Consider the following 22,119-nt stretch of genomic DNA (forward strand, 5'->3'; position numbering starts at 1 on the left):
TTTACTCCTTTGTTCGAAAAGTACCAATGATCGTACGGGCTAGAATTTCAATGCCTGTTATAATGCTTTCATGGTTAAACGTCATGTTTGGATGATGTAATCCAGGAGTTAAATCGCATCCCAAGCCAAGCATTGTCGCTTTGATGTGAGGTCTTTTTAATGTATAAAAATGAAAATCTTCTCCGCCCGGTGTAACGATAGGAGGGATATAATAATTTTGGCCAATCGTATCGATAATTGCTCTTTTCATCAATTCTACAGCTGAATCATCCACTTCGGCTGCCACAATTTCCGTTTCAATTTGAAAATCGATTGTACTATTATTTAGTGTAGCAACCGAACTAATCGCGTGCTCGACTTTAGCTATTAATTCATTCATCGCGCAATTTGATTGTGCTCGAACATCGATACTAAATTCAGCGTTTCCAGGAATAATATTGGCAGATTCACCGCCAGCTTGAAACTTCGTTAGCTTTGCAGAATACGACATCATCGGATCTAGATAAATCGCTTGTATTGCTTGCACAATTTGCGCACCGACCTCAATTGCATTGACGCCAAGATGTGGCCTAGCACCATGCGCTTCCACTCCATGTATCTTCCCACTAATTAGTTTTGCAGCACCGTGTAAAATGGCTGGAGCAGCAAATCCATTTCGAAGTTCTTGAATTGGGCGAAGATGTACTCCGTATAAATAGTCAATATCATCGACTAGCCCTTTATCAATATAGGAAAGAGCGCCTGTTCCTTTTTCCTCTGCCGGCTGAAATATTATTTTTAATGTACCTTTTTTCGGAACACCTAATTGTTTCAATAACAGAAGTGTACCTACTGCCATCGTCATATGTGCATCATGTCCACAAGAATGATTGGCTTTAAACTCACCGTCCACTTCTTGCCAAAGGGCATCCATATCTGTCCGCAGCCCAACACAAGGTTTCCCACTTCCAACAGTAACTATTAAACCGGTTGAATCGTCAAAAGTAGTAACATGAAATCCTTCTCGAACAAGAAAATCTTTCAAATACGCAGTCGTAAAAAATTCTTTCCAGCTAATTTCAGGGTTTGCATGAAGATGTTGAAATAGAGACTCCACGGTAGGTTTTAAATTTAATAATGCTTGTTTCATAATGGATTCTTTCCTTCCTCAAATAGAAAATGACCCGAAATCGTTTCATATAATGCTTGCCTTTTCATGAAGTTCTCTTTTTGTTCTACGATTAATCCAGCAACAATTGCATTCATAAACGAAAAGAGAGGAGAGACAGCATCTAAAGTAGATTTGTTTGCCGCATAAATGGGGAATAATATATCACTATACGCATGAATAGGCGCTAAGATTGAGTCACTTATTCCTATAATATATGAATTTTGGTTACGTATAAGCCCGGCTATTTGAATCGTTTCTTTCAAATAACGATGGAATGAAATGATAATGACAACAGAATGCTCATCCATTTGTGTAATAGTACGGATAACATCTTCCGTCTCCGGTCGTATAAAATGGACATTTTCTTTTACTAACCCTAAAGAAAAGGAAAGCCAATTAGCAGCCGGATAAGAAGAACGAAGACCAAGTACATAGACGGATTTGGCATTAGATAAACGTTGGATAGCTGCTTGATAGGCCACATCGTCTATTTGATTCATCGTAGCTAAAATGGATTCCCGATCTTGTTCCATCACTTGCTTATGAAAACTAATGTCTTTTGGAATATCCATTTTAGACTGCTGATAGCTCGTTAAACTACTTTCTTTAAAAAATTGCTCTCGAACTAATTTCTGCAGTTCCGTATAGCCAGAAAAACCAAGTAAATTCGAAAAACGAATGACAGTGGATTCACTTATCCCAATTTTGGAGCCAAACTCTGCCGCCGAATATAGTGCAATATCATTTGGATGCTCTAATACGTAGTTCGCAACTTTCTTTTGACTTTTCGACATCTTTGTAAAATGTTGACTTATTAAATCTAGTATTACCAAAGCTCAAACTCCTTTATGAAGGAAATTCATCATTTTATTAAAAATATGAAGTATTCAATTCATTTCGACATTTATAAATTTATCACGATATTCAGCAGAATGCAATATATTAATTTCTGAATATTAGAAAATCCCCACTTGTAGTGGGGAATAGGGTTAAAAATATTAAGAATGATAGTTAGTTTCCGTGGAATCTTGTTTTTCGTTTTTTTCTTCCTCCAAGTTGTAGACTGGACCTCCTTCACCAATCATATTCAGGGAAGCGATGACATCTAAATTTTTTCGCATTGCCATTTCTTCTGAATCAATTGGATTTGAATACATAACACTCTCCTCCTTAAAAGCTTTACTACTAGTATATTAATGGTCCGGGAAAATGTTTGATGGAATGGTTCCTGTTAATTAAACAAATTTGAATGTAACGATCAAATCAAGTCACTATCCGAGCATAAATGTCGACTATCTGCACATACTAAAAGCACCTAGTAAAAAAAGGTTATCCGAAAACACCAAAATTTTATTTTGAGCATATGAAAGCGCTTATAATACAATTTTGAATATATATTTTCTCTCAAAATGCTTTTCTCTCAATTTATGATAAATTCTGTCAATTGAAATAACTTAATAGTTAATTACAATGAAAATGAAGGGAAAGGAGATGAAAAAACTGTCGACCGAACAATTTGTTAAAGTAATGAGTCACAGCATACAAAGGGTTGAGAAATCAGTTGAACAGATGGAACGTCACACAACGATAACAAAAACAGAACAGGTTCAACTGATGCAGGCGGTATTGGAATTAGCAGACAGAATTAAATTAATTGAAGCGCATGTCATAAAGATCAATAAATAGATAAGGGGTTTAAAATTTCTTTACTATTACCGGTCTAGAGGAGCCAACTTGGTACTAGATATGATTTTTAGCCGTTTATTGATTGACATATGCATTGAAATGCTGTAAATTACCCAATGGACGAACAATTTTGTTTTTCTTTAATTTAATATTCGTGTTTGGAGTGGGTAATATGGAAAACGTATTTGATTATGAAGATATTCAATTAATTCCGGCAAAATGTATTGTAAATAGCCGATCAGAATGTGATACAACTGTAACTTTAGGTGGGCATACTTTTAAGCTACCTGTAGTACCTGCTAATATGCAGACAATTATAGATGAAAAAATTGCAAATTACTTAGCTGAAAATGGTTACTTCTATATAATGCATCGTTTTGAACCAGAAAAACGTATAGCATTTACAAAAGATATGCAATCGCGTGGATTAATCGCATCCATTAGCGTTGGAGTTAAAGAGGAAGAATATGCATTTATTGAACAATTAGCAGCTGAACAACTTACACCAGAGTTCATTACAATCGATATTGCACATGGTCATTCGAATGCAGTTATCGCAATGGTTCAACATATTAAAAAGCATATACCTCAAAGTTTTGTTATTGCAGGAAATGTGGGGACTCCAGAAGCGGTAAGAGAATTAGAAAATGCTGGAGCGGACGCTACAAAGGTAGGGATTGGGCCAGGTAAAGTATGTATTACGAAGATTAAAACTGGATTTGGAACAGGTGGTTGGCAACTAGCTGCGCTACGTTGGTGTGCAAAAGCAGCGAGTAAGCCGATTATTGCGGACGGAGGAATCCGTACACATGGTGACATCGCTAAATCTGTGCGTTTTGGTGCATCAATGGTTATGATCGGTTCGTTATTTGCTGGTCATGAAGAATCTCCTGGAAATACGATTGAAAAAGACGGCAAACGTTTTAAAGAATATTTCGGTTCTGCTTCTGAATTTCAAAAGGGCGAAAAGAAAAATGTAGAAGGTAAGAAAATGTTTGTCGAGCACAAAGGTGCTTTACAAGACACGCTTACTGAAATGGAGCAAGATCTTCAATCTTCTATTTCCTATGCAGGCGGTAATAAACTTGAATCCATTCGTAACGTAGATTATGTTATCGTGAAAAATTCTATTTTCAATGGTGATAAAGTATATTAATAATTGGAACTAGATGGGGAGCGAGATTATTTATTTCTCGCTCCTTTTTAATGCTTAGGAAACCTTTAATTTCTAGACATGTGGATAATTTTTTTCTAGTGACCGCTGTGATTTTCGCTGCAGTCGGACGCTTTCCGCCGGGTAAGCGATGAGCCTTCACTTCCGCCTGCAGCGAAAATCCATGGAAAATACTAACTGATCACGGTCTAGTATTAACAAAATATGGTTGATAGGATAACCGGTCTAGTCCTAGCTCACGAGTTCGCGGGCTTTAAGACATATTGTTCCTATAATATGTAGAAATCATCCAAGTTTCCCATCAAGTAAACTTGCTATTTTAAGAATTGGTTGCTTTCATCGGCATTTTGGTTGCTCTCACAAAGATTTCGGTTGCTTTCAGAATAGAATTAGTTGCTTTCAATAGCAGATTGATTGCTCTAATCCATTTATTGGATTCTAACATTAGAAAAGCCTGTACAAAATGTTGTTTCAGCGAGTCGATACTAAGAAATCATGCAATTTCCTTTGATTTTCGCTATTTTTAGTACGGAATTTTATCAACTGGAAAAATGGAAACTGTTCGGTGTGAATTCAGCTGAAGAATTGACAGAAGGATTTTTGCAGCCCTTCTTCCAAAGTATGGATCCAAATAATCTGCTAGCTATGGCTTGGAAAATTAAAAGAGCTTTTGGCAATAACTGTTGGTGAGACTGTAAAATAGTTCTTAAAAACATATTAATAATAGTAGTGCAAACCAACGTAATGGCTTGTACTACTATTTTTTTATAAAAGAACCAGGTGGAAAATACGTTACTGAAAGCTTCGAAAAATTGCTGCACTACATATCAATTGAAATTTTAATAGTATTATACGACTATAATTAATTTAAAATTCAATATATTCTTACTATTATAAGCGTGTAGTGTTAACATTAGCATATGATTATTTGTGCTATTGTTTGAAAGGAGAGCTTTTTTTGACTCAGATAGAGATATTACCATTTCTCATACTAGAAACTACTTTAAACAATAAAGTAATTAGAGTGAATGAACGCCTTTTAGCTGATCTGGGAATGAATGTTACAAATGAATCTGTCGATAAAGCTTTTGATAAGTGGTATGAAAAGCAAGGGGGAAACATAGTTCAAGCTCGTTTGAACAATCGGGAATATATATTTTTAAAAGCACAACTGAAGGAAGAGAGAATTTTCTATGTCGGCATTCATTCGCAAGAACTTGAAAATAGTATGCGTGAACTAGAGGAGCTTAGGCGTTTGAATAGGCTTCTTGATGCGGCCATCGAAAATTCTTATGATGGAATTTATATTACGGATAAAGATGGCGGCACATTGAGGACGAATGCAGCTATTGAAAGAATTACAGGAATACCAAAAGAATACTATATCAATAAAAAAGTAGATGATTTAATCAAGCGGGGAATTCTTAAGGATTCCGTTACACACAAAGTTATCGAGAAAAAGAGAACTGTATCTCTTATACAACTTAATTATTCTGGCAATGAAACACTTCTTACCGGAAGCCCTGTATTTAATGACCAAGGAGAAGTAGAGAGTGTAGTTACAAATATTCGTAACTTATCTGATCTAAATAGTTTACAAACAGCGCTTAGTAGAGCTAATGAATTAAATAAAAGCTACCAACAGGAAATTGAAAGATTAAAAGGTAGCGAACATTTCATAGATGGAAAAACAGTAGTGGAAAGCGAGCAAATGCGACTTATTTACGACACGGCTAAACGTATCGCTAATGTGTCAGCTACGGTTCTGATATTAGGTGAAACGGGAGTAGGTAAAGACGTACTAGCAAAGTATATTTATACGGAAAGCGAACGGAGCAGAAGTGGTAAATTTGTTAAAGTAAACTGCGGTGCTATTCCAGCGAATCTTCTTGAATCAGAGTTATTTGGTTATGCTGGGGGAGCATTTACAGGTGCTAGTAAAAATGGAAAGCCAGGAATGTTTGAACTTGCGGATAGTGGTGTTTTGTTTTTAGATGAAATTGGGGAAATGTCTTTAGATCTCCAAGTAAAGCTACTGAGGGTGATTCAGGAAAGAGAGATTCAAAGAGTCGGTGGTACTTCTACTAAAAAAATTGATGTACGATTGATAGCGGCAACAAATAGGAATTTAAAATTAATGGTCCAAGAAGGCAAATTTCGTGAAGATTTATATTATCGTTTAAATGTAGTTCCAATTATAATCCCACCTTTACGTGATCGGAAAGAGGAGATACATTCGCTTATTAAAATTTTTTTAAATGATATCAATGAAAAGTATAAAATGAACAAAGAAATGAATGCGGAACTGACATCTTTTTTCTACCACCATCACTGGCCAGGGAATATAAGAGAACTGTCCAATTTGCTAGAGCAGATCGTGTTGCTAAATAATGTGGACGAGCTTAAGTTGGAACATCTTCCATATGAATATAAATCTGAGTTAAAGCCTAATTCTATTGAAATCGATGAAGCATTGACATTAAAAAAAGCCGTAGAAATGGCCGAAGAAAATGTGCTAAGACGAGCAGTAGAAAAGTATACAACAACATATGAGTTAGCGAAAGCGCTAGAGACAAGTCAACCTACAATAGTGAGAAAATTAAATAAGTATAAGATCGCATTAAAACGTTCGAATGATACCAAATAAAAACTAACCTATAAAAAAGACGACTACCAATTCAATTTTGAATTGGTAGTCGTCTTTTGATTTGATATTGCATGTGCGTGTATTAATTCATTCCTGTATTTTTTTGCTTTTGAGATGATTTATTTTTTTGACCTAATATTTTATAAAAGAAAATAATCATAATTGATTCAATAAATCATTAATGAATCGCTAATGCAAGAACGATTAAGAGTTACTTGATTCAATTGTAAATCGATTTTGTGGGAAAAATAGTTTACTTATAACTAAGTCAAAGTAGTAGCATGTGACAGTTTGGCACGTAAGTTGCAACTATCTTTATAGGGAACAGAAAGGTCCATTTTAAAGGAGGAAATGAAGATGCTATTTAAATTGTCAACGGACATTGAACAAATGAAACAAATGGTTCGAAACTATGTTGAGAAAGAAGTGGAACCATACGCACAACAAATAGAAGAGGAAGATAAAATACCTGAACACTTAGTCGACCTTGCAAAAGAACTTGGATTGTTTGGAATTAGTATTCCTGAAGAGTACGGTGGCATCGGGTTAAATGCAATTGGTAAGGCTGCTATCCTTGAACAACTTGGTAGAACTCATAATGGTTTTGTAAGTTTAATAAGTGCGCATACAGGGATAGGAAGTACAGGACTTGTAAAATTGGCAAATGAAAAATTAAAACAAAAATATTTGCCGAAGATGGCATCAGGGGAAACAATTGCAGCTTTTGCACTTTCCGAACCTGGAGCAGGGTCTGATGCAACTAATTTAGAAACTAGAGCAGTAAAACATGGGGATAAATGGCTTATAAATGGTACGAAGCATTTTATAACAAACGCACCTGTTGCAGATGTCTTCACTGTTTTTGCTCTAACGGATAAAGAAAAAGGTGCAAAAGGCGGTATTACAGCTTTCTTAGTTGAAAAAGGTTATCCCGGTTTTACAATTGGAAAAATAGATAAAAAGATGGGGCTTAGGGGCTCCTATACAGCTCAGCTCATTTTCGAAGATTGTGAAGTGCCTGATGAAAATATCATTGGGGAAGTTGGAATGGGCTATATATCCGCGTTAAAAATTCTTGGTGAAGGTCGAGTAGGACTTGCTGCACGTGCAGTTGGTTCATGCGATAAGTTAATCGAACTTTCTGTCTCATATGCAAAAGAAAGAAAGCAATTTGGTAAGCCGATAGCTGACAATCAAGCCATTCAGTGGATGATTGCAGACATGGCAACAGAAACAGAAGCGGCCCGCATGCTTACATGGAATGCAGCACATCTTATTGATGAAGGAAAAGTAGTGATCAAAGAAGCGTCCATGGCAAAATTATTCGCTTCCGATGTGTTTAATAGAGTGGCAGATAAAGCTGTTCAAATTCACGGTGGCATGGGGTATGTAGCTGACTATCCAATAGAAAGATTTTATCGAGATGCACGGATCACCAAAATTTATGAAGGTACAAATGAAATTCAACGACTTATTATTGCACGAAAGATGTTAGAAGGATAATGCTAAGCAATAATATGATACCGCATCCAAAAACGCTTGTTATCTATTAATCTGCTAATGATGATTCAAAAGCAAATCAATGATACACAAATGAATCGTTTTAGAAAATAATTCAACTTTCACTTCATTGAAAGATCAATGAATAGGTGGGAATGCATGCTACTTGCATCTAATTTATTGTTGGCATGAAAGTTGCATAATAAATAGTTAACTTATTGAAGATGTTTATTGATAGAGGAGGAACAAAAATTGGGAAATCGATTTAAAGGAAGAACTGCATTCATTACAGGTGGAAGTCGTGGAATAGGCAGAGAAATTGCGGAACAGTTTGCGAGAGAAGGAGCAAACGTTGCAATTATTGATGTAGATCAGGAAGCGTTGAATAAAGCAGAAGAAGAGTTAAAGGGTGATGGATATTCCGTTTATACAAAAGTAGCTAGCGTAACTGAGCGAGAGGAAATAGAGTCTTCGATGAACGAAGTATATGAATCATTCGGTTCACTGGATATTTTGATAAACAATGCAGGAGTTCTGCGGGATAATCTGTTATTCAAAATGACGGATGAGGATTGGATAACCGTGATGGACGTACATTTAAAAGGAGCTTTCTTGGCATCACGTGCTGCGCAACAATACATGACAAAAGAACAATACGGACGAATTATCAATATCTCTTCAACATCAGCTTTAGGGAATAGGGGGCAAGCGAATTACTCTACAGCCAAAGCAGGATTGCAAGGATTGACGAAAACTTTAGCAATAGAGCTTGGAAAATTTGGAATAACAGCAAATGCGGTTGCCCCAGGTTTCATCGAAACAGAAATGACGAAAACTACTGCAGAAAGAATTGGAGTCCCGTTCGAGGAATTAGTGAAGTCAAGAGTTAATACAATACCAGTCGGTAGAAGTGGAAAACCAAAAGATATTGCAAATGCTGTTTTATTTTTTGCAGATGAGCAATCTTCTTTTGTTAGCGGACAGGTGTTGTATATTGCTGGCGGACCAAAAAATTAGAAAAGAAGGACGGTATAACAAAATATGCTGAAAAATTTGATTGGGAAACGTTCTGATAAAGTGAAAAATACAATTGAAAAAGGAGCCGTTAGGAAATTTGCAGAGGCCATAGGTGATCCAGCTCCTATTTATCTGGATGAAGAGGTCGGGAAAAACTCCATATATAAAAGAAATATCGCACCTCCGACCTTTCCAGTTACATTTAATTATGGTTTTATTCCAGAAATGAAATTACCATCTAAAGGGATTATTCATGGCGAGCAAAATTATCACTACGAACGTCCGCTATTTATAGGGGAAGAAGTATATTGCCATATGGAAATAAAAGATTACTACGAAAAAACAGGCAGAAATGGAGATATGAGTTTTTTAGTTATAAATAGAATTGGTGAAGATGAAAATGGAAATCTACTATTTTCAGAGAATCGTGTAGTTATTTTAAATGATGCTGTTAGAAAGGGGATGCTAGTTTGAAACTCATCACAGATTTACAAATAGGAGAGTCTTTGGATGAAATAATACTAAATCCAGTAAGCAGACTAGATCTAATAAAATATGCAGGTGCTTCCGGTGACTTTAATCCGATTCATACGATAGATGAGGAAGCAAAAAACGCTAGCCTACCTGGAATCATTGCACATGGAATGTGGACCATGGGCAATTTAGCAAAGCTCTTCACACCATTTCTTGAAGAGGGTTTTATCCAGGAGTATTCTATTCGATTTAAAGGAATGGTATTTCTCGAAGATATTATTTCATTGAAAGCTAACTTAGTAGAAACAGAAAGTAAAAAGTTGACCTTTAATGTTGAAGCTTCGAATCAACATCAAAAGGCAGTAATGAATGGAAGCATACTTTTTAATATCCATTCTAAAAATTGATCAAATATGAAAGATAGAGGTGATAGATTGGAAATGCAAAGAGATGCTGTAATTGTATCGGCTGTACGAACGGCAATTGGAAGACAGGGGGGGACACTCGCAACAATTCCTGCCCATGTACTCGGAGCAACAGTGATTCAAGAAGCATTAAAGCGCGCAAATATAGAATCCGAAGTAGTTGATGATGTCATAATGGGGAACGTTTTAAGTGGTGGCGGGAACATTGCTAGATTATCTGCTCTAGAAACTGGACTGGGAACTCATCTATCTGGCTTAACGGTTGATCGCCAGTGTGGCTCGGGAATGAACGCTATTAATCTAGCAGCGCAAGCAATATGGGCAGGCGATGGTGAGATTTTTATTGCAGGCGGTATAGAAAGTATGAGTCAGGCTCCATATTTGATGGATCGACCTGATAGAGCATATAGCCCAACCCCACCAAGATTTAGGAAATCACAATTATCAACAAAAGAAATTGGTGATCCTCCAATGGGAATCACCGCCGAAAATTTAGCCGGTAAATATAGAATTACACGCAAAGAGCAAGATGAGTTTGCTTTACAAAGCCAACAGAAGATGGCAATAGCTGTGCAGGAAGGTCGATTTGAAGAGCAGATTGTCCCTGTGAGTATACCAGTTCGAAGGGGTGAGCCGATTCAGTTTAAAGCAGACGAACATCCTCGTCCAGAAACAACAAAAGAAGGGTTAGCTAAACTAACAGCCGCATTTCTTGAAGGCGGTTCAGTTACGGCTGGCAATAGTTCCGGGTTGAATGATGCAGCATCAGCCGTCGTTATTATGTCTAGACAGAAAGCGAAAGAATTGGGTATTACACCTTTGGCAAAAGTTAAAGCTCAGGCAGTATCGGGAGTAGATCCAAATTATATGGGAATCGGACCAGTTCCCGCAACAAAAAAAGTGCTAGAAAAAGCAGGTTTATCACTCTCTGATATAGATATTATTGAAATTAACGAAGCGTTTGCAGCTCAAGTATTAGCCTGTGATAAAGAGCTTATGATGGATTCGAAAAAAGTAAATGTCAATGGGGGTGCGATAGCTCATGGTCATCCACTTGGTGCAACCGGAGCAATTCTTGCGACTAAAGCTATTTACGAATTGAAGCGTTCAAATGGTAAGTTTGCACTTCTTACAGCTTGCATTGGAGGAGGGCAAGGTATCGCTACAATTATTGAAAATGAGTCTTAAATTTGAGTGAAAGTTCCCTAGTCTTGATGAACATAAAAATTCCTAAATAGGAGAGTGGCGCATGTGCTAGACGTAATGAAGAAGCTCAAAACAAAGAAAGTAACGTATACAAATCCGATTTTCAACAATATGACACAAGAAGAAATAACAGATTACCAAGAGAAACTCTTGAAAAAACAATTAAAATACGTTTATCGAAATTCAGAATTTTACAGAGCTAAGTTCAAAGAAATCGGGATTCATCCAGATGAAATCCGCACATTGGAGGATTATTATAAACTGCCGGTTTTCTTAAATAAAACAATCGAAAGAGAAATACAACAACAATCGATTGATAAATACGATCATCCATTTGGTTTACATTTATGTACCTCACCCGATGATATTGCCTTTACAGGAACGACAAGTGGCACATCAGGTAATCCAACATTCACGTACACGTTCACAGAAGAAGATTTAAACTTTCTTAATCGATATATTGCGCACATGCTGGATTACGGTGGCATAAATGCCGGAGAACGCCTCCTGTTCAGTCATGCTTTAGGAATTTATGCAACATCATCTATTCTATTTGGCGTACGTTCACACGGCGTTCTTCCAATTGATGTTGATGTACGAGCAGGTAGCCAAATGATTCTTAAATATGCGCAAATGACAAAACCTACTGCAGCAATGATGACTTCCTCCTTGACAGAGCATTTAATTGATAAAGCTCCCGAGTTAATAGGCATGAACGTCGGGGATTTAGGATTGCAAGCTATTTTCACAGTAGGTGAAATAGGTATCGGAATTCCAGAAGTAAAAAAGAAGATAGAAGATGCTTATGGTTGTCGGGTGTACGATTACTTAGGCGAACTAGGCTTTTCATGTGATTCGGATGAGTATCATGGTATCCACTGTGTGGCGCCAGATTTAAGTCTCTTCCCTAATGATTTAATAGATCCAGAAACGAAAAAACCAATAGAGATTTACAACGGAGTAATTGGAGAACTTATTATTACTGAGTTAAATTTAAAAGCATTACCAAGGATTCGTTACTCTTCTGGAGATATTGTCCAAGTATTTACAAGCGAATGTCCGGGGTGTGGTTTTAAAGGGAAAAGAATAAAATTCATTGGACGCTCAGACGACATGCTCATCATTAAGGGTGCTAATGTTTATCCATCAGCTATTAAGAAAGTCGTTTCTAACTTCATACCTGAAGTGTCGGGTGAATTGAGAATTGTACTTGATACACCGCCTCCAAGAGTTGTACCACCTTTACAAGTGAAAATTGAATATGGTGCTGACTTCGATACACATAAATTACCTGAGCTTGAAGCGAGAATTAAAAACGAGCTTCATACACAAGTAAGAGTCACGCCGAATATTATCTGGTGTCCTACTGGATCTTTAGGAAAAGCATTAACGAAAACACCTATCTTTGAAAAAAATTATTAACAATAATATTGACATTAAGGGAGGAACACAACATTGATTATTGATTGTTCAAATACGTTACCCGAATTTCAATTTCAAGGTTCGGATGAAATCAATCCTAAAAATGAAAATTATAAAAAATTATTTGGTCCGAGATGGGCTCGTTTAGCAGGTTGGACGAATGATGAGTTTTTCAACCGCATTAAAACAGAGCCAATAGATAATGTAATGAAAGATGTATATACGAAGTTAGAAGCAGATTTTTCGATGGATAAGTTTTTAAAAATGCTGGATGATTCCAATATTGTATATCATGCAATCCACAATATGGACTATGGAAGAGATGGATCGGAAGCTCCTGCTGATCATGATTATGTAGCGCAAATTCTACAAGAATATCCTAATAGATTTATAGGTTTTGCGGGTTTTAACCCACATAAGGGAACAGAAAGCCTAAAAGTAGTAAGAAAAGCTTTAACGGAACAGGGGTATAAAGCAGTTGTAATACCGCCCTATGAACATGGATTAAAAGCGGATGATCGAAAATATTATCCGTTGTATGCGTTATGTGATGAACTCGAAATTCCAATTTGGATTCACTCATCTATTAACTACTATAAAGAAACATCCGTTTTTCTTGATCATCCGTCCAACTTAGAAGCACCTCTAATGGATTTTAAAAACTTAAAGATCATAGCAGGACATGGTGGTTGGCCATGGATTCCGGATATGATTGCGATGTTATTAAAATATGAAAACTTGTATGTGGATACATCCGCTTTTAGACCTCGTTATGTAGCGGAACCGAATAGTGGGTGGGATATGTTCATGTATTACTCAAATAGTTTAATACAAAACAAGATATTATTTGGTTCTGATTGGTTGACGATTGGTCTTCCCATTAATGAGTTTATCACTGAGGTGGAAGAATGGCCTTTAAAAGAATCTATAAGAGAAAAATTTTATTGGAAAAATGCAAATAAAGTTTTCAAGCTTGGTTTGGAAAATAAGCAAAAATAGTTCGTCAAAAAAATAGGATAAGGGTGATATTAATGGAAAATATTAATGGATTACAACAATATACAGATTTAGTTAATGGAAAGAAGCCTGTCGTTTTGTTTTTTTCAGCTGATTGGTGTTCGGATTGTCGTTTTATCGATACTTTCTTTGATGGGATTATAGAAGACTATGAAGCGAAGTTCGATTTTTATAAAGTGAATCCAGATTCTCAAAAGGAAATATGCGAAAAAGCAAATGTCATGGGAATTCCGAGTTTTGTGGCTTATCAAGATGGGCGTGTAATCGCTGAGTTTATAAGTAATAGCGGAAAAACAAAAGCGGAAATTGAGAATTTTCTTAGAACTGCAGAAGTAAAAGTCATTTCCTAACATTAATAAATTTACCGAGCAGTTAACCCATGTCAATCACCATTTAGACTAATTAGCACGCAAAATTGAGGAGGATAACAAGTTGAAAAAAGGAAAATTTACTTTAATGTTCGCATTACTAATTTCCCTATTACTAGTTGTAGCAGGATGTAGCGATACAGTAGATTCTAATTCTCAAGAAAATGAGAAAAGTAGTAAAGAATCTGTCTTAATATTCGGTAGAGGTGCTGACAGCTTTACGATGGATCCTCAAAATGCGAATGAGATTGAAACATGGCGAGTAACAAAAAACATTTATGAAACATTAGTAGAGTATGAGAAAGATTCAACAGAAGTTATTCCAAAATTAGCAACAGATTGGAGTGTTTCTGAAGACGGTAAGACATGGACATTTAATCTGCAAGAAGGCATTAAGTTCCATGATGGTACTAATTTCAATGCAGACGCAGTTGTCTATAACTTTGAACGCATGATGGATAAAGAACATCCAGATCGATATGGAGATTTTTCTGTATACCGTGGTATGTTTAATGGCTTCAAAGGTGAAGGAAGCATGATCGAAGAAATAAATGCAGTAGATGAAAACACCGTAGAGTTCAAGCTAGTGGAACCACAAGCGACTTTTTTAGCGAATTTAGGAATGCATGCATTTGGCATTATTAGTCCTGATGCTATAAAGAAATATGGCGAAAAGATTAATGAAAATCCAGTTGGTACTGGTCCTTTCGTGTTTGAATCGTGGAATCCAAATGATTCAGTAACTCTAGTAAAAAATAAAGAGTATTGGTTATCTGAATTTCCGAAGTTAGATAAGCTTATTTATAAAGTTATTCCCGATAACTCAGCAAGACTTACCGCTCTGAAAAATAAAGAAATTGATATAATGGTTAGTTTGAATCCATCTGACTTAAGCTCCGTTGAATCAGATGAAAATTTACAAGTAGCACTTCGACCACCATTGAATGTTGGATATCTTACACTAAACAATACGAAAGCACCTTTTGATAACGTAAAAGTTCGACAAGCAATAAGTCATGCTATTAACAAAAAAGGAATTGCGGACGCATTCTTCTACGGTCTTGCAGAACCTGTAAAAAACATGCTACCTTCAGACAACTGGGGATACAACGACGATATTGAAGAGTATGAGTATGATTTGGAAAAAGCAAAAAGCCTTTTAGCTGAAGCCGGATATCCAGATGGATTTGAATTGGAATTCTCTATTACTTCTAATTCACGAATCTATATGCAACAACCAGCTAAAATGGCAGAAGCAATAAAAACAGATCTTGAGAAAATTGGTATTAAAGTAGAAATTATTTCATTCGAATGGGCTGCTTTCATTGAACAGGTTAGAAATGCAAGACATTCTATGGGATTAATTGGATGGGTTGGAGACAACGGGGACCCAGATAACTTTCTATATTCTACATTAAGTAAAAACAATGCAGTGATTGGATCAGCACAAAACAATCAAATGTATATGAATGGTGAAGTGAATGATCTACTGATCGAGGCAAAATCCACTATAGACCAACAGGAGCGAACTGAAATTTATAAAAAGGCTCAACAAATTATTCATGATGATGCACCAAATGTTCCATTAGTTCAAGTAAAAGAACCAGTTGTTAGTTCTACATCAGTCAAAAATTATTACCCTCATGCCACGGGTGCAGAAAATATGTATGAAGTTACCATAGAAAATTAATAAAGGGGAAGGTCAAGTGTCAAAAAAACCTTTAGAAGGAATAAAAGTACTGGATTTAAGCTGGGTTTTTTCCGCTCCATTTGCAACGCTGATGTTACAAGACCTAGGTGCAGAAGTAGTAAAAGTTGAGAGACCGCATACTGGAGATAGATCAAGATTTTTACCACCCTTTAAAGAGGATACAAGCGCTTACTTTTTTATGTTGAATAGAGGAAAAAAGTCCATCTCATTAGATTTAAAGAGCGAAGATGGAAAACGTTTATTTTTAGAGTTGGCAAAAGAATTTGATGTAATCGTAGAAAACTTTGTAGCTGGAACAATGGAGAAAATAGGGCTGGGATATGAAGAAGTAAAACGTGTCAATCCAGAAATTATCTACGCATCATTGAATGGTTTTGGCAGTGATGGACCGTACTCACATCTTCCATGCATAGATGGAATTGCTCAAGCAATGGGTGGGCTTATGAGTATGAATGGTGTAGAAGGGGGGCAACCGCTAAAAACAGGCCCGGCTGTAGCCGATGCCCTTTCAGGTGTGTATTTGACGGTTGGTATTTTAAGTGCCATCATCGAACGAAATAATACTGGAAAAGGTCAACGAATAGAAGTTAGTATGATGGATAGTGTTTTTTCAGTCCTGGAAGAATCAGTAATTAGAACTAGCATGACAGGTGAAGTGATGTCCTTAAGGGGCAATAAAGATCCGTTTGGGGCACCATGGGATGCATTTCAAACGAGCGACAATAAATGGGTTATTGTTTGTGCATCCGGGGAAGATAGATTTTTAAAAGTGTATGAAGGAATTGGAAGAAATGATATAGCTCATGAGTATAGAGGGAATGACTTGAAAGCGCTAGAAAAACGAGCGGAAAATTTGGATTATTTGAATGAGATTTTTGCACAATGGGCGATTAAACAAACTTCCACTGAGATACTGGATTTCTTAAGTATTAGACATATTCCAGCTGGAGAAGTAAAAAATGTAAAAGATTTAATCAACGATACACATTTAAAAGAACGTAACATGGTGGTGGATGTTGTACATCCTAAGTTAGGAAATATTAAACTACCGAATATGCCAATAAAGTTCTTTGATAAAAAAATAGGATTAAAAAATGGAGACACCCCTATAGAACCCCAGTTAGGGGAACATAATGAGGAAATTCTTCAAACTTATCTTGGTCTAGATGAAGAGGAAATCAATCGATTAAAGCAAACAGGTGTTATTTATAGTGTTGACTGTATGTAGAAGCTGAATAGGGGGAATATTTTATGAACTTTGTTGAGTATTCAAATTACGATGCGATGGGTCTTGCTTCATTGGTAAGAAATAAAGAGGTCACCCCTCAAGAATTGAAAAAGGCTTCTCTGGAAGGAATAAAAAAAATAAATCCAGCAATCAATGCGGTAGTTGAAGTTCTCTCTGAGATGGCAGATGAAGAAATTCAAAAGGGTCTTCCGGATGGACCGTTTAAAGGAATTCCTTTTCTTATCAAAGAATCAAGTGCTCAAGCTGCAGGAGTTACAGTCAATCTAGGAAGTAGCTTTGGCCAAGGAGTTACAATTAATTCTGATACAAATCTTATGAAGCGTTTTCGAAAGGCTGGTTTGGTGACTGTTGGGACTTCTGCTACGCCGGAATTTGCCTTTAACTTTACAACTGAATCAGTTTTTCATGGGCCAACTCGTAATCCTTGGGATACAAATTTAAGTGCTGGCGGATCTAGTGGGGGAGCTGCAGCAGCAGTGGCAGTCGGAATTGTGCCAATTGCTCACGCAAATGATGGTGCAGGTTCAATCCGTCAACCAGCAGCTGTCAACGGACTTGTTGGCTTGAAACCGACACGCGGCCGTATCCCTCATGGGCCGAATCGAAGTGAAATATTAAACGGCTTGAGTAATGAATTTGCGATTACAAAAAGCGTACGAGATTCCGCCGCATTGCTTGACTCGATTGGTGGTCCAGATATTGGAGCAAGTCATTGGACGGAATCTCCAAAACGACCATATGTCAGTGAATTAGGTAATAAACCAAGAAAACTTCGAATTGCTTGGATGAGTAGCCCTTTAAACAATGCACCAGTCGACAAAGAATGTACTACTGCGCTTTATAAAACGATTCAACTATGTGAAGATTTGGGGCATGAACTTGTTGAAGCTTCTCCTAAGATTAATGCTGAGCAACAACTGCTCGCGACATTACGCATTTGGGCAGCAAACATTACCCGAAGTATTGACAGATTGGCAGAATCACTAAAGCGAACACCTTCCGCAGTGAATTTAGAAGCTTCCAATTGGGCTTTGTATCAATATGGGCAACAATTAAAAGCAGTTGAATTAATGGAAGCTTTTGAGATAAATAATTTGGTTTCTAGAACCGTGGGGGAATTTTACATTGAACATGATGTGATACTAACTCCATCCATTGCTCAATTACCTTGGCCAATTGGAAAGCTAGATGCCAACGATTCTAGCCTAAATGCAGAGCAATGGACTGAAAAAATGATGGCCTATGCTCCATTTACGAACCTTTTTAACACAACGGGGCAGCCGGCAATTAGCTTGCCATTGGGATGGAGCGTTAAAGGTTTACCAATTGGGATGCAATTTGCCGGACGATTTGCTGATGAAACTACATTATTTCAACTAGCAGCACAATTAGAAGAAGCACAGCCTTGGAAAGATAAAAGACCCAACCTTAATAATTTATTGCAAAAAACAATCTAAATTGTAATTAAGGGGGAAAATTATGAAGGTAAATTTCAAAATATTCCGTACACTATCAATCCTATGCATATTTTTGGTTGCAGGCTGTAGTGATAAGGAGTCAGACAGTGGAAATAAAACAGTGAATACTACAGAAAGCAGTAAAAATAGTACTTTAATTTACGGAAGAGGTACTGACACTGTAACGTTAGATGCACATAATATCGTCGAAGCAGAATCCTCAAGAATTTCAAAAAATATTTATGAAACATTAATTGATTATGAGAAAGAAAGTACTGAAGTTACACCTAAATTAGCAAAAGAGTGGACGACAAGCGATGATGGTTTAATTTGGACTTTTAAACTTCAAGAAAATGTAAAGTTCCATGACGGTACAGAATTTAATGCTGATGCAGTTGTTTATAATTTCGAAAGAATGATGGATGAAAATCACCCTCAACATCAAGGAGATTTTTCAATATTTAGTAGAACGTTCAAAGGTGTAATAGAGGAAGTTAAAGCAGTAGATGCACATACGGTTGAGTTTAAATTAGTCAAATCAGATGCAACGTTTTTACCGAATCTCGGGATTACTCCTTTTGGAATCATTAGTCCTGATGCGCTTAAAACATTTAACGATAAAATTCAGGAGCATCCTGTTGGAACTGGACCTTTTGTATTTGACTCGTGGATACAAAATGATTCTCTTACTCTATTAAAAAATGAAAATTACTGGATCACAGATCTTCCAAAAATGGATAAAATAATTTTCAAAATCATTCCAGATAATTCAGCGAGATTGACAGCTCTAAAAAATGGAGAAATTGACTTAATGGAAGGTATAAACCAATCAGATCTCCCTGCAATTGAAAAGGATATGAATTTACAAATTTTGAAACGGCCAGCTGCAAATGTAGGTTATATCACCATTAATACAACAAGACCACCCTTTGATAATGTGAAAGTTCGACAAGCTCTTAACCATGCTGTGAATAAACAGGGACTAATAGATGCATTTTTTGGTCCAGTTGCCTCACCAGCAAAAAATATGACACCACCTGCAGTTTGGGGTTATAACGATGAGGTAAAAGATTATGAGTTTGATTTGGAAAAAGCTAAGCAATTATTAGTAGAAGCAGGCTATCCGAATGGTTTCGAAACGGAATTTTATGTAATGACTACTCCGAGGTTATATTTTCCGCAGCCAGAGAAGGTAGCTGAAGCAATGAAATCTGATTTAGAAAAGATAAATGTTAAGGTGAAAATCGTTACTTATGAATGGGCTACTTACCTTCCGAAATTAATGGAGGGTGACTACTCAATTGCAGTTATCGGTAGAATTAGTGAAAATGGGGATCCTGACAACTTCTTAAATACGATGCTATATTCAAAATCATCATCCAATTTGTCAAAATTCTCTAATACAAGAATTGATGAACTGTTAATCGAAGCAAAAAATTCTATAGATAGGGATGTACGAACAGCTCTTTATAAGGAAGTTCAGGAGATTGCTCATAATGAAGCACCGACTATCCCGATCGCTTACGTAGAAAGTCCAATGGCAGCGAGAAATTATGTGAAAGGATATATCCCCCATGCGATTGGATATGAAAGCCTAGCTGAAATATACTTCGAAGAGTAAATAATGTGAACGATAAAATGATTGATAGGAGGGGTGAGATGAAGCCAATACTGACCGTTGATAATCTTCAAACCCATTTCTTTACTGACTCTGGCATAGTGCGTTCGGTTGATGGTGTCTCCTTCCAAGTAAATGAAGGTGAAACAGTAGGTATTGTAGGTGAATCTGGATCAGGGAAAAGTGTAACAGCATTATCTATTATGCGATTACTACCATCTCGAGTTGGAAAAATCGTGGAAGGCAGTGTCAAGTTTCAAGATATCGAAATGTCTAAATTGAAAGAAAAAGAGGTTAGAAAAATTCGCGGTAACGATATTGCTATGATTTTCCAAGAACCAATGACCAGTTTAAATCCAAGCTATACGATTGGCAACCAGATTGGAGAAGCTGTTCGTTTGCATTTGAAGTTAAATCGTAAACAAGCTGAAAAAAGAAGTGTGGAATTACTACAACAAGTTGGAATTCCTCGTGCTCAAGAAATCGTTCATGAATATCCTCACAGACTATCAGGTGGAATGAGACAACGGGTAATGATCGCGATGGCTCTTGCTTGTAATCCAAAGTTATTAATTGCTGATGAACCAACAACTGCGCTTGATGTGACTATTCAAGCGCAAATTCTAGACTTAATACAGCAACTGAAAAAGACAAGTAATACTTCTATTATAATCATTACACATGATCTTGGAGTTGTTTCTGAAATTTGTGAGCGTGTAATCGTCATGTATGCTGGGAGAATTGTGGAAGAAGGGGATGTTCGATCAATTTTCGAATCTCCTTCTCATCCATATACTTCTGGTTTGATAGAATCGCTTCCTTCTCTTGATGAATCTGTTGAATGGTTAGAAACTATACAAGGGAATGTTCCAATTCCATCTCAGATGCCAACGGGATGTAAATTTGCGCCTAGATGTAAATTTGTCATGGAGCGTTGTAAACAGGAAGAACCTGAATTAATTGATATAGGAATGGGACGAAAATCTCGTTGTTTTTTGGAAGGGAAGCGAAAAAATGTCTAAACCTTTAATAGAAGTGAAGGATTTAAAAATACATTTCCCAATGAAAAATAATATCCTTTTCAACAAAGAAAAAAGATTTGTAAAGGCTGTTGATGGTATAAGCTTTGTGATTCATGAGAATGAAACATTAGGATTGGTTGGAGAATCAGGATGTGGTAAATCAACTACTGGTAAATCACTCTTGCGATTAATAGAACCCACGGCTGGAGAAGTTATTTTTGAAGGGAAAGATATTACGAAAATATCTACTAGGGAAATGAGAGATGTTTATCGAAATATGCAGTTAATCTTTCAGGATCCATATGCTTCTCTGAATCCTAGGAAAACTGTTGGTAAATTGATAGAAGAACCTCTCCTTATTAATAGTGATTTAAGTCCTAAAGATCGGTTAGATAGAGTATATGAACTTTTGGATGTAGTCGGATTAAATGCATATCATGCAAATCGATACCCACATGAATTTTCGGGGGGACAGCGCCAACGAGTCGGTATCGCACGAGCGCTAGCTCTCAATCCTAAACTTATCATTGCGGATGAGGCTGTATCTGCTTTAGACGTATCTATACAGTCACAAATTTTAAATTTATTGCGGAAATTACAGCAGAGTTTTGGCTTAACATATTTATTTATATCTCATGATTTGAGTGTTGTGAAACATATTAGTGACAGAATTGCTGTTATGTATTTAGGTGAAATTGTCGAGTTAGGTACTAAAATTGGATTATATGACAAACCGTTGCACCCATACACTCAAGCTTTGTTGTCTGCTGCGCCGAGCATTAAATCTACAAACCGGAGAGAAAGAATTGTTCTTGAAGGGGATATGCCAAGCCCAGTTAGTCCACCTAGTGGCTGTAAATTTCATACAAGGTGTTTTGCTAAAATGCCTGAGTGTGAATTGGTACGTCCACAAATGCGAGATATGGGAGATGGACATTATGTTGCATGTCATCTTTATAAATAGCTAACTAAGATA

At 36.6% G+C, this 22,119-nt stretch carries 20 protein-coding genes; 17 read left to right on the forward strand and 3 right to left on the reverse strand.

From position 1 onward, the window contains the following. Position 1: 1 nt before the first annotated feature. The 3 genes from FG383_RS02390 to FG383_RS20805 form a co-directional block, all read right to left on the reverse strand. The gene (locus tag FG383_RS02390) at positions 2 to 1,129 is read right to left on the reverse strand and encodes a M20 peptidase aminoacylase family protein (protein WP_142605245.1); all 1,128 of its coding nucleotides are present in this window, start codon (positions 1,127 to 1,129) and stop codon (positions 2 to 4) included. Next, positions 1,126 to 1,983 carry a MurR/RpiR family transcriptional regulator gene (locus FG383_RS02395; protein WP_142605246.1) on the reverse strand — a complete coding sequence of 286 codons (858 nt, stop codon included), beginning with the start codon at positions 1,981 to 1,983 and terminating at the stop codon, positions 1,126 to 1,128. The genes FG383_RS02390 and FG383_RS02395 overlap by 4 nt, the downstream gene beginning before the upstream one ends. A gap of 165 nt (positions 1,984 to 2,148) precedes the next feature. Then, positions 2,149 to 2,307, reverse strand: a complete 159-nt coding sequence (locus tag FG383_RS20805; RefSeq protein WP_185907825.1) for a hypothetical protein — start codon at positions 2,305 to 2,307, stop codon at positions 2,149 to 2,151. 334 nt (positions 2,308 to 2,641) lie between these two features. Between FG383_RS20805 and FG383_RS02400 the strand changes: the two genes are divergently transcribed. The 17 genes from FG383_RS02400 (at position 2,642) to FG383_RS02480 (ending at position 22,107) form a co-directional block, all read left to right on the forward strand. Then, on the forward strand, positions 2,642 to 2,836 hold the full coding sequence (locus FG383_RS02400) for a hypothetical protein (RefSeq protein ID WP_142605247.1): 195 nt from the start codon (positions 2,642 to 2,644) through the stop codon (positions 2,834 to 2,836). 172 nt (positions 2,837 to 3,008) lie between these two features. Then, entirely contained in the window at positions 3,009 to 3,992 is a 984-nt protein-coding gene (gene guaC, locus FG383_RS02405; protein WP_142605248.1) for a GMP reductase, read from the forward strand. Between the two features lie 976 nt (positions 3,993 to 4,968). After that, positions 4,969 to 6,657: a sigma-54 interaction domain-containing protein gene (locus FG383_RS02410; RefSeq protein WP_246096811.1), complete on the forward strand. Its 1,689-nt coding sequence runs from the start codon at positions 4,969 to 4,971 to the stop codon at positions 6,655 to 6,657. Between the two features lie 357 nt (positions 6,658 to 7,014). After that, on the forward strand, positions 7,015 to 8,160 hold the full coding sequence (locus tag FG383_RS02415; protein ID WP_142605250.1) for an acyl-CoA dehydrogenase family protein: 1,146 nt from the start codon (positions 7,015 to 7,017) through the stop codon (positions 8,158 to 8,160). A 249-nt stretch (positions 8,161 to 8,409) separates the two neighbouring features. After that, positions 8,410 to 9,174: an SDR family NAD(P)-dependent oxidoreductase gene (locus tag FG383_RS02420; protein WP_142605251.1), complete on the forward strand. Its 765-nt coding sequence runs from the start codon at positions 8,410 to 8,412 to the stop codon at positions 9,172 to 9,174. A gap of 24 nt (positions 9,175 to 9,198) precedes the next feature. Beyond that, a complete protein-coding gene (locus FG383_RS02425; RefSeq protein ID WP_142605252.1) occupies positions 9,199 to 9,648 on the forward strand; it encodes a MaoC family dehydratase N-terminal domain-containing protein in 450 nt (149 codons plus the stop codon). After that, positions 9,645 to 10,055: a MaoC/PaaZ C-terminal domain-containing protein gene (locus FG383_RS02430; protein ID WP_142605253.1), complete on the forward strand. Its 411-nt coding sequence runs from the start codon at positions 9,645 to 9,647 to the stop codon at positions 10,053 to 10,055. The genes FG383_RS02425 and FG383_RS02430 overlap by 4 nt, the downstream gene beginning before the upstream one ends. A gap of 33 nt (positions 10,056 to 10,088) precedes the next feature. Beyond that, entirely contained in the window at positions 10,089 to 11,261 is a 1,173-nt protein-coding gene (locus FG383_RS02435) for a thiolase family protein (RefSeq protein WP_142605281.1), read from the forward strand. A 63-nt stretch (positions 11,262 to 11,324) separates the two neighbouring features. Beyond that, positions 11,325 to 12,701: a phenylacetate--CoA ligase family protein gene (locus tag FG383_RS02440; protein WP_246096813.1), complete on the forward strand. Its 1,377-nt coding sequence runs from the start codon at positions 11,325 to 11,327 to the stop codon at positions 12,699 to 12,701. A 33-nt stretch (positions 12,702 to 12,734) separates the two neighbouring features. Next, positions 12,735 to 13,700: an amidohydrolase family protein gene (locus tag FG383_RS02445; protein ID WP_142605254.1), complete on the forward strand. Its 966-nt coding sequence runs from the start codon at positions 12,735 to 12,737 to the stop codon at positions 13,698 to 13,700. 32 nt (positions 13,701 to 13,732) lie between these two features. Further along, positions 13,733 to 14,068 carry a thioredoxin family protein gene (locus tag FG383_RS02450; protein WP_142605255.1) on the forward strand — a complete coding sequence of 112 codons (336 nt, stop codon included), beginning with the start codon at positions 13,733 to 13,735 and terminating at the stop codon, positions 14,066 to 14,068. A gap of 82 nt (positions 14,069 to 14,150) precedes the next feature. Next, positions 14,151 to 15,776, forward strand: coding sequence for an ABC transporter substrate-binding protein (locus FG383_RS02455; RefSeq protein WP_246096815.1), 1,626 nt, complete (start codon positions 14,151 to 14,153; stop codon positions 15,774 to 15,776). Between the two features lie 16 nt (positions 15,777 to 15,792). Further along, positions 15,793 to 17,025, forward strand: coding sequence for a CaiB/BaiF CoA transferase family protein (locus FG383_RS02460; protein ID WP_185907826.1), 1,233 nt, complete (start codon positions 15,793 to 15,795; stop codon positions 17,023 to 17,025). A 23-nt stretch (positions 17,026 to 17,048) separates the two neighbouring features. Continuing rightward, the gene (locus FG383_RS02465) at positions 17,049 to 18,503 is read left to right on the forward strand and encodes an amidase (RefSeq protein ID WP_142605257.1); all 1,455 of its coding nucleotides are present in this window, start codon (positions 17,049 to 17,051) and stop codon (positions 18,501 to 18,503) included. A gap of 22 nt (positions 18,504 to 18,525) precedes the next feature. Next, entirely contained in the window at positions 18,526 to 20,124 is a 1,599-nt protein-coding gene (locus FG383_RS02470; protein WP_142605258.1) for an ABC transporter substrate-binding protein, read from the forward strand. A 38-nt stretch (positions 20,125 to 20,162) separates the two neighbouring features. Beyond that, positions 20,163 to 21,143: an ABC transporter ATP-binding protein gene (locus tag FG383_RS02475; RefSeq protein WP_142605259.1), complete on the forward strand. Its 981-nt coding sequence runs from the start codon at positions 20,163 to 20,165 to the stop codon at positions 21,141 to 21,143. Next, the gene (locus FG383_RS02480; protein ID WP_142605260.1) at positions 21,136 to 22,107 is read left to right on the forward strand and encodes an ABC transporter ATP-binding protein; all 972 of its coding nucleotides are present in this window, start codon (positions 21,136 to 21,138) and stop codon (positions 22,105 to 22,107) included. Before FG383_RS02475 ends, FG383_RS02480 begins: the two co-directional genes overlap by 8 nt. Positions 22,108 to 22,119: the final 12 nt, after the last annotated feature.

It is taken from the genome of Psychrobacillus soli, assembly GCF_006861775.1.
In the GTDB taxonomy this organism is placed as follows: domain Bacteria; phylum Bacillota; class Bacilli; order Bacillales_A; family Planococcaceae; genus Psychrobacillus; species Psychrobacillus soli.

Coding starts and splice junctions, on each gene's coding strand:
- FG383_RS02415 (WP_142605250.1), top strand. CDS start 7,015: ATGCTATTTAAATTGTCAACGGACATTGAACAAATGAAACAAATGGTT.
- FG383_RS02435 (WP_142605281.1), top strand. CDS start 10,089: ATGCAAAGAGATGCTGTAATTGTATCGGCTGTACGAACGGCAATTGGA.
- FG383_RS02390 (WP_142605245.1), bottom strand. CDS start 1,129: ATGAAACAAGCATTATTAAATTTAAAACCTACCGTGGAGTCTCTATTT.
- FG383_RS02475 (WP_142605259.1), top strand. CDS start 20,163: ATGAAGCCAATACTGACCGTTGATAATCTTCAAACCCATTTCTTTACT.
- FG383_RS20805 (WP_185907825.1), bottom strand. CDS start 2,307: ATGTATTCAAATCCAATTGATTCAGAAGAAATGGCAATGCGAAAAAAT.
- FG383_RS02400 (WP_142605247.1), top strand. CDS start 2,642: ATGAAAAAACTGTCGACCGAACAATTTGTTAAAGTAATGAGTCACAGC.
- FG383_RS02470 (WP_142605258.1), top strand. CDS start 18,526: ATGAAGGTAAATTTCAAAATATTCCGTACACTATCAATCCTATGCATA.
- FG383_RS02425 (WP_142605252.1), top strand. CDS start 9,199: ATGCTGAAAAATTTGATTGGGAAACGTTCTGATAAAGTGAAAAATACA.
- FG383_RS02450 (WP_142605255.1), top strand. CDS start 13,733: ATGGAAAATATTAATGGATTACAACAATATACAGATTTAGTTAATGGA.
- guaC (WP_142605248.1), top strand. CDS start 3,009: ATGGAAAACGTATTTGATTATGAAGATATTCAATTAATTCCGGCAAAA.
- FG383_RS02480 (WP_142605260.1), top strand. CDS start 21,136: ATGTCTAAACCTTTAATAGAAGTGAAGGATTTAAAAATACATTTCCCA.
- FG383_RS02465 (WP_142605257.1), top strand. CDS start 17,049: ATGAACTTTGTTGAGTATTCAAATTACGATGCGATGGGTCTTGCTTCA.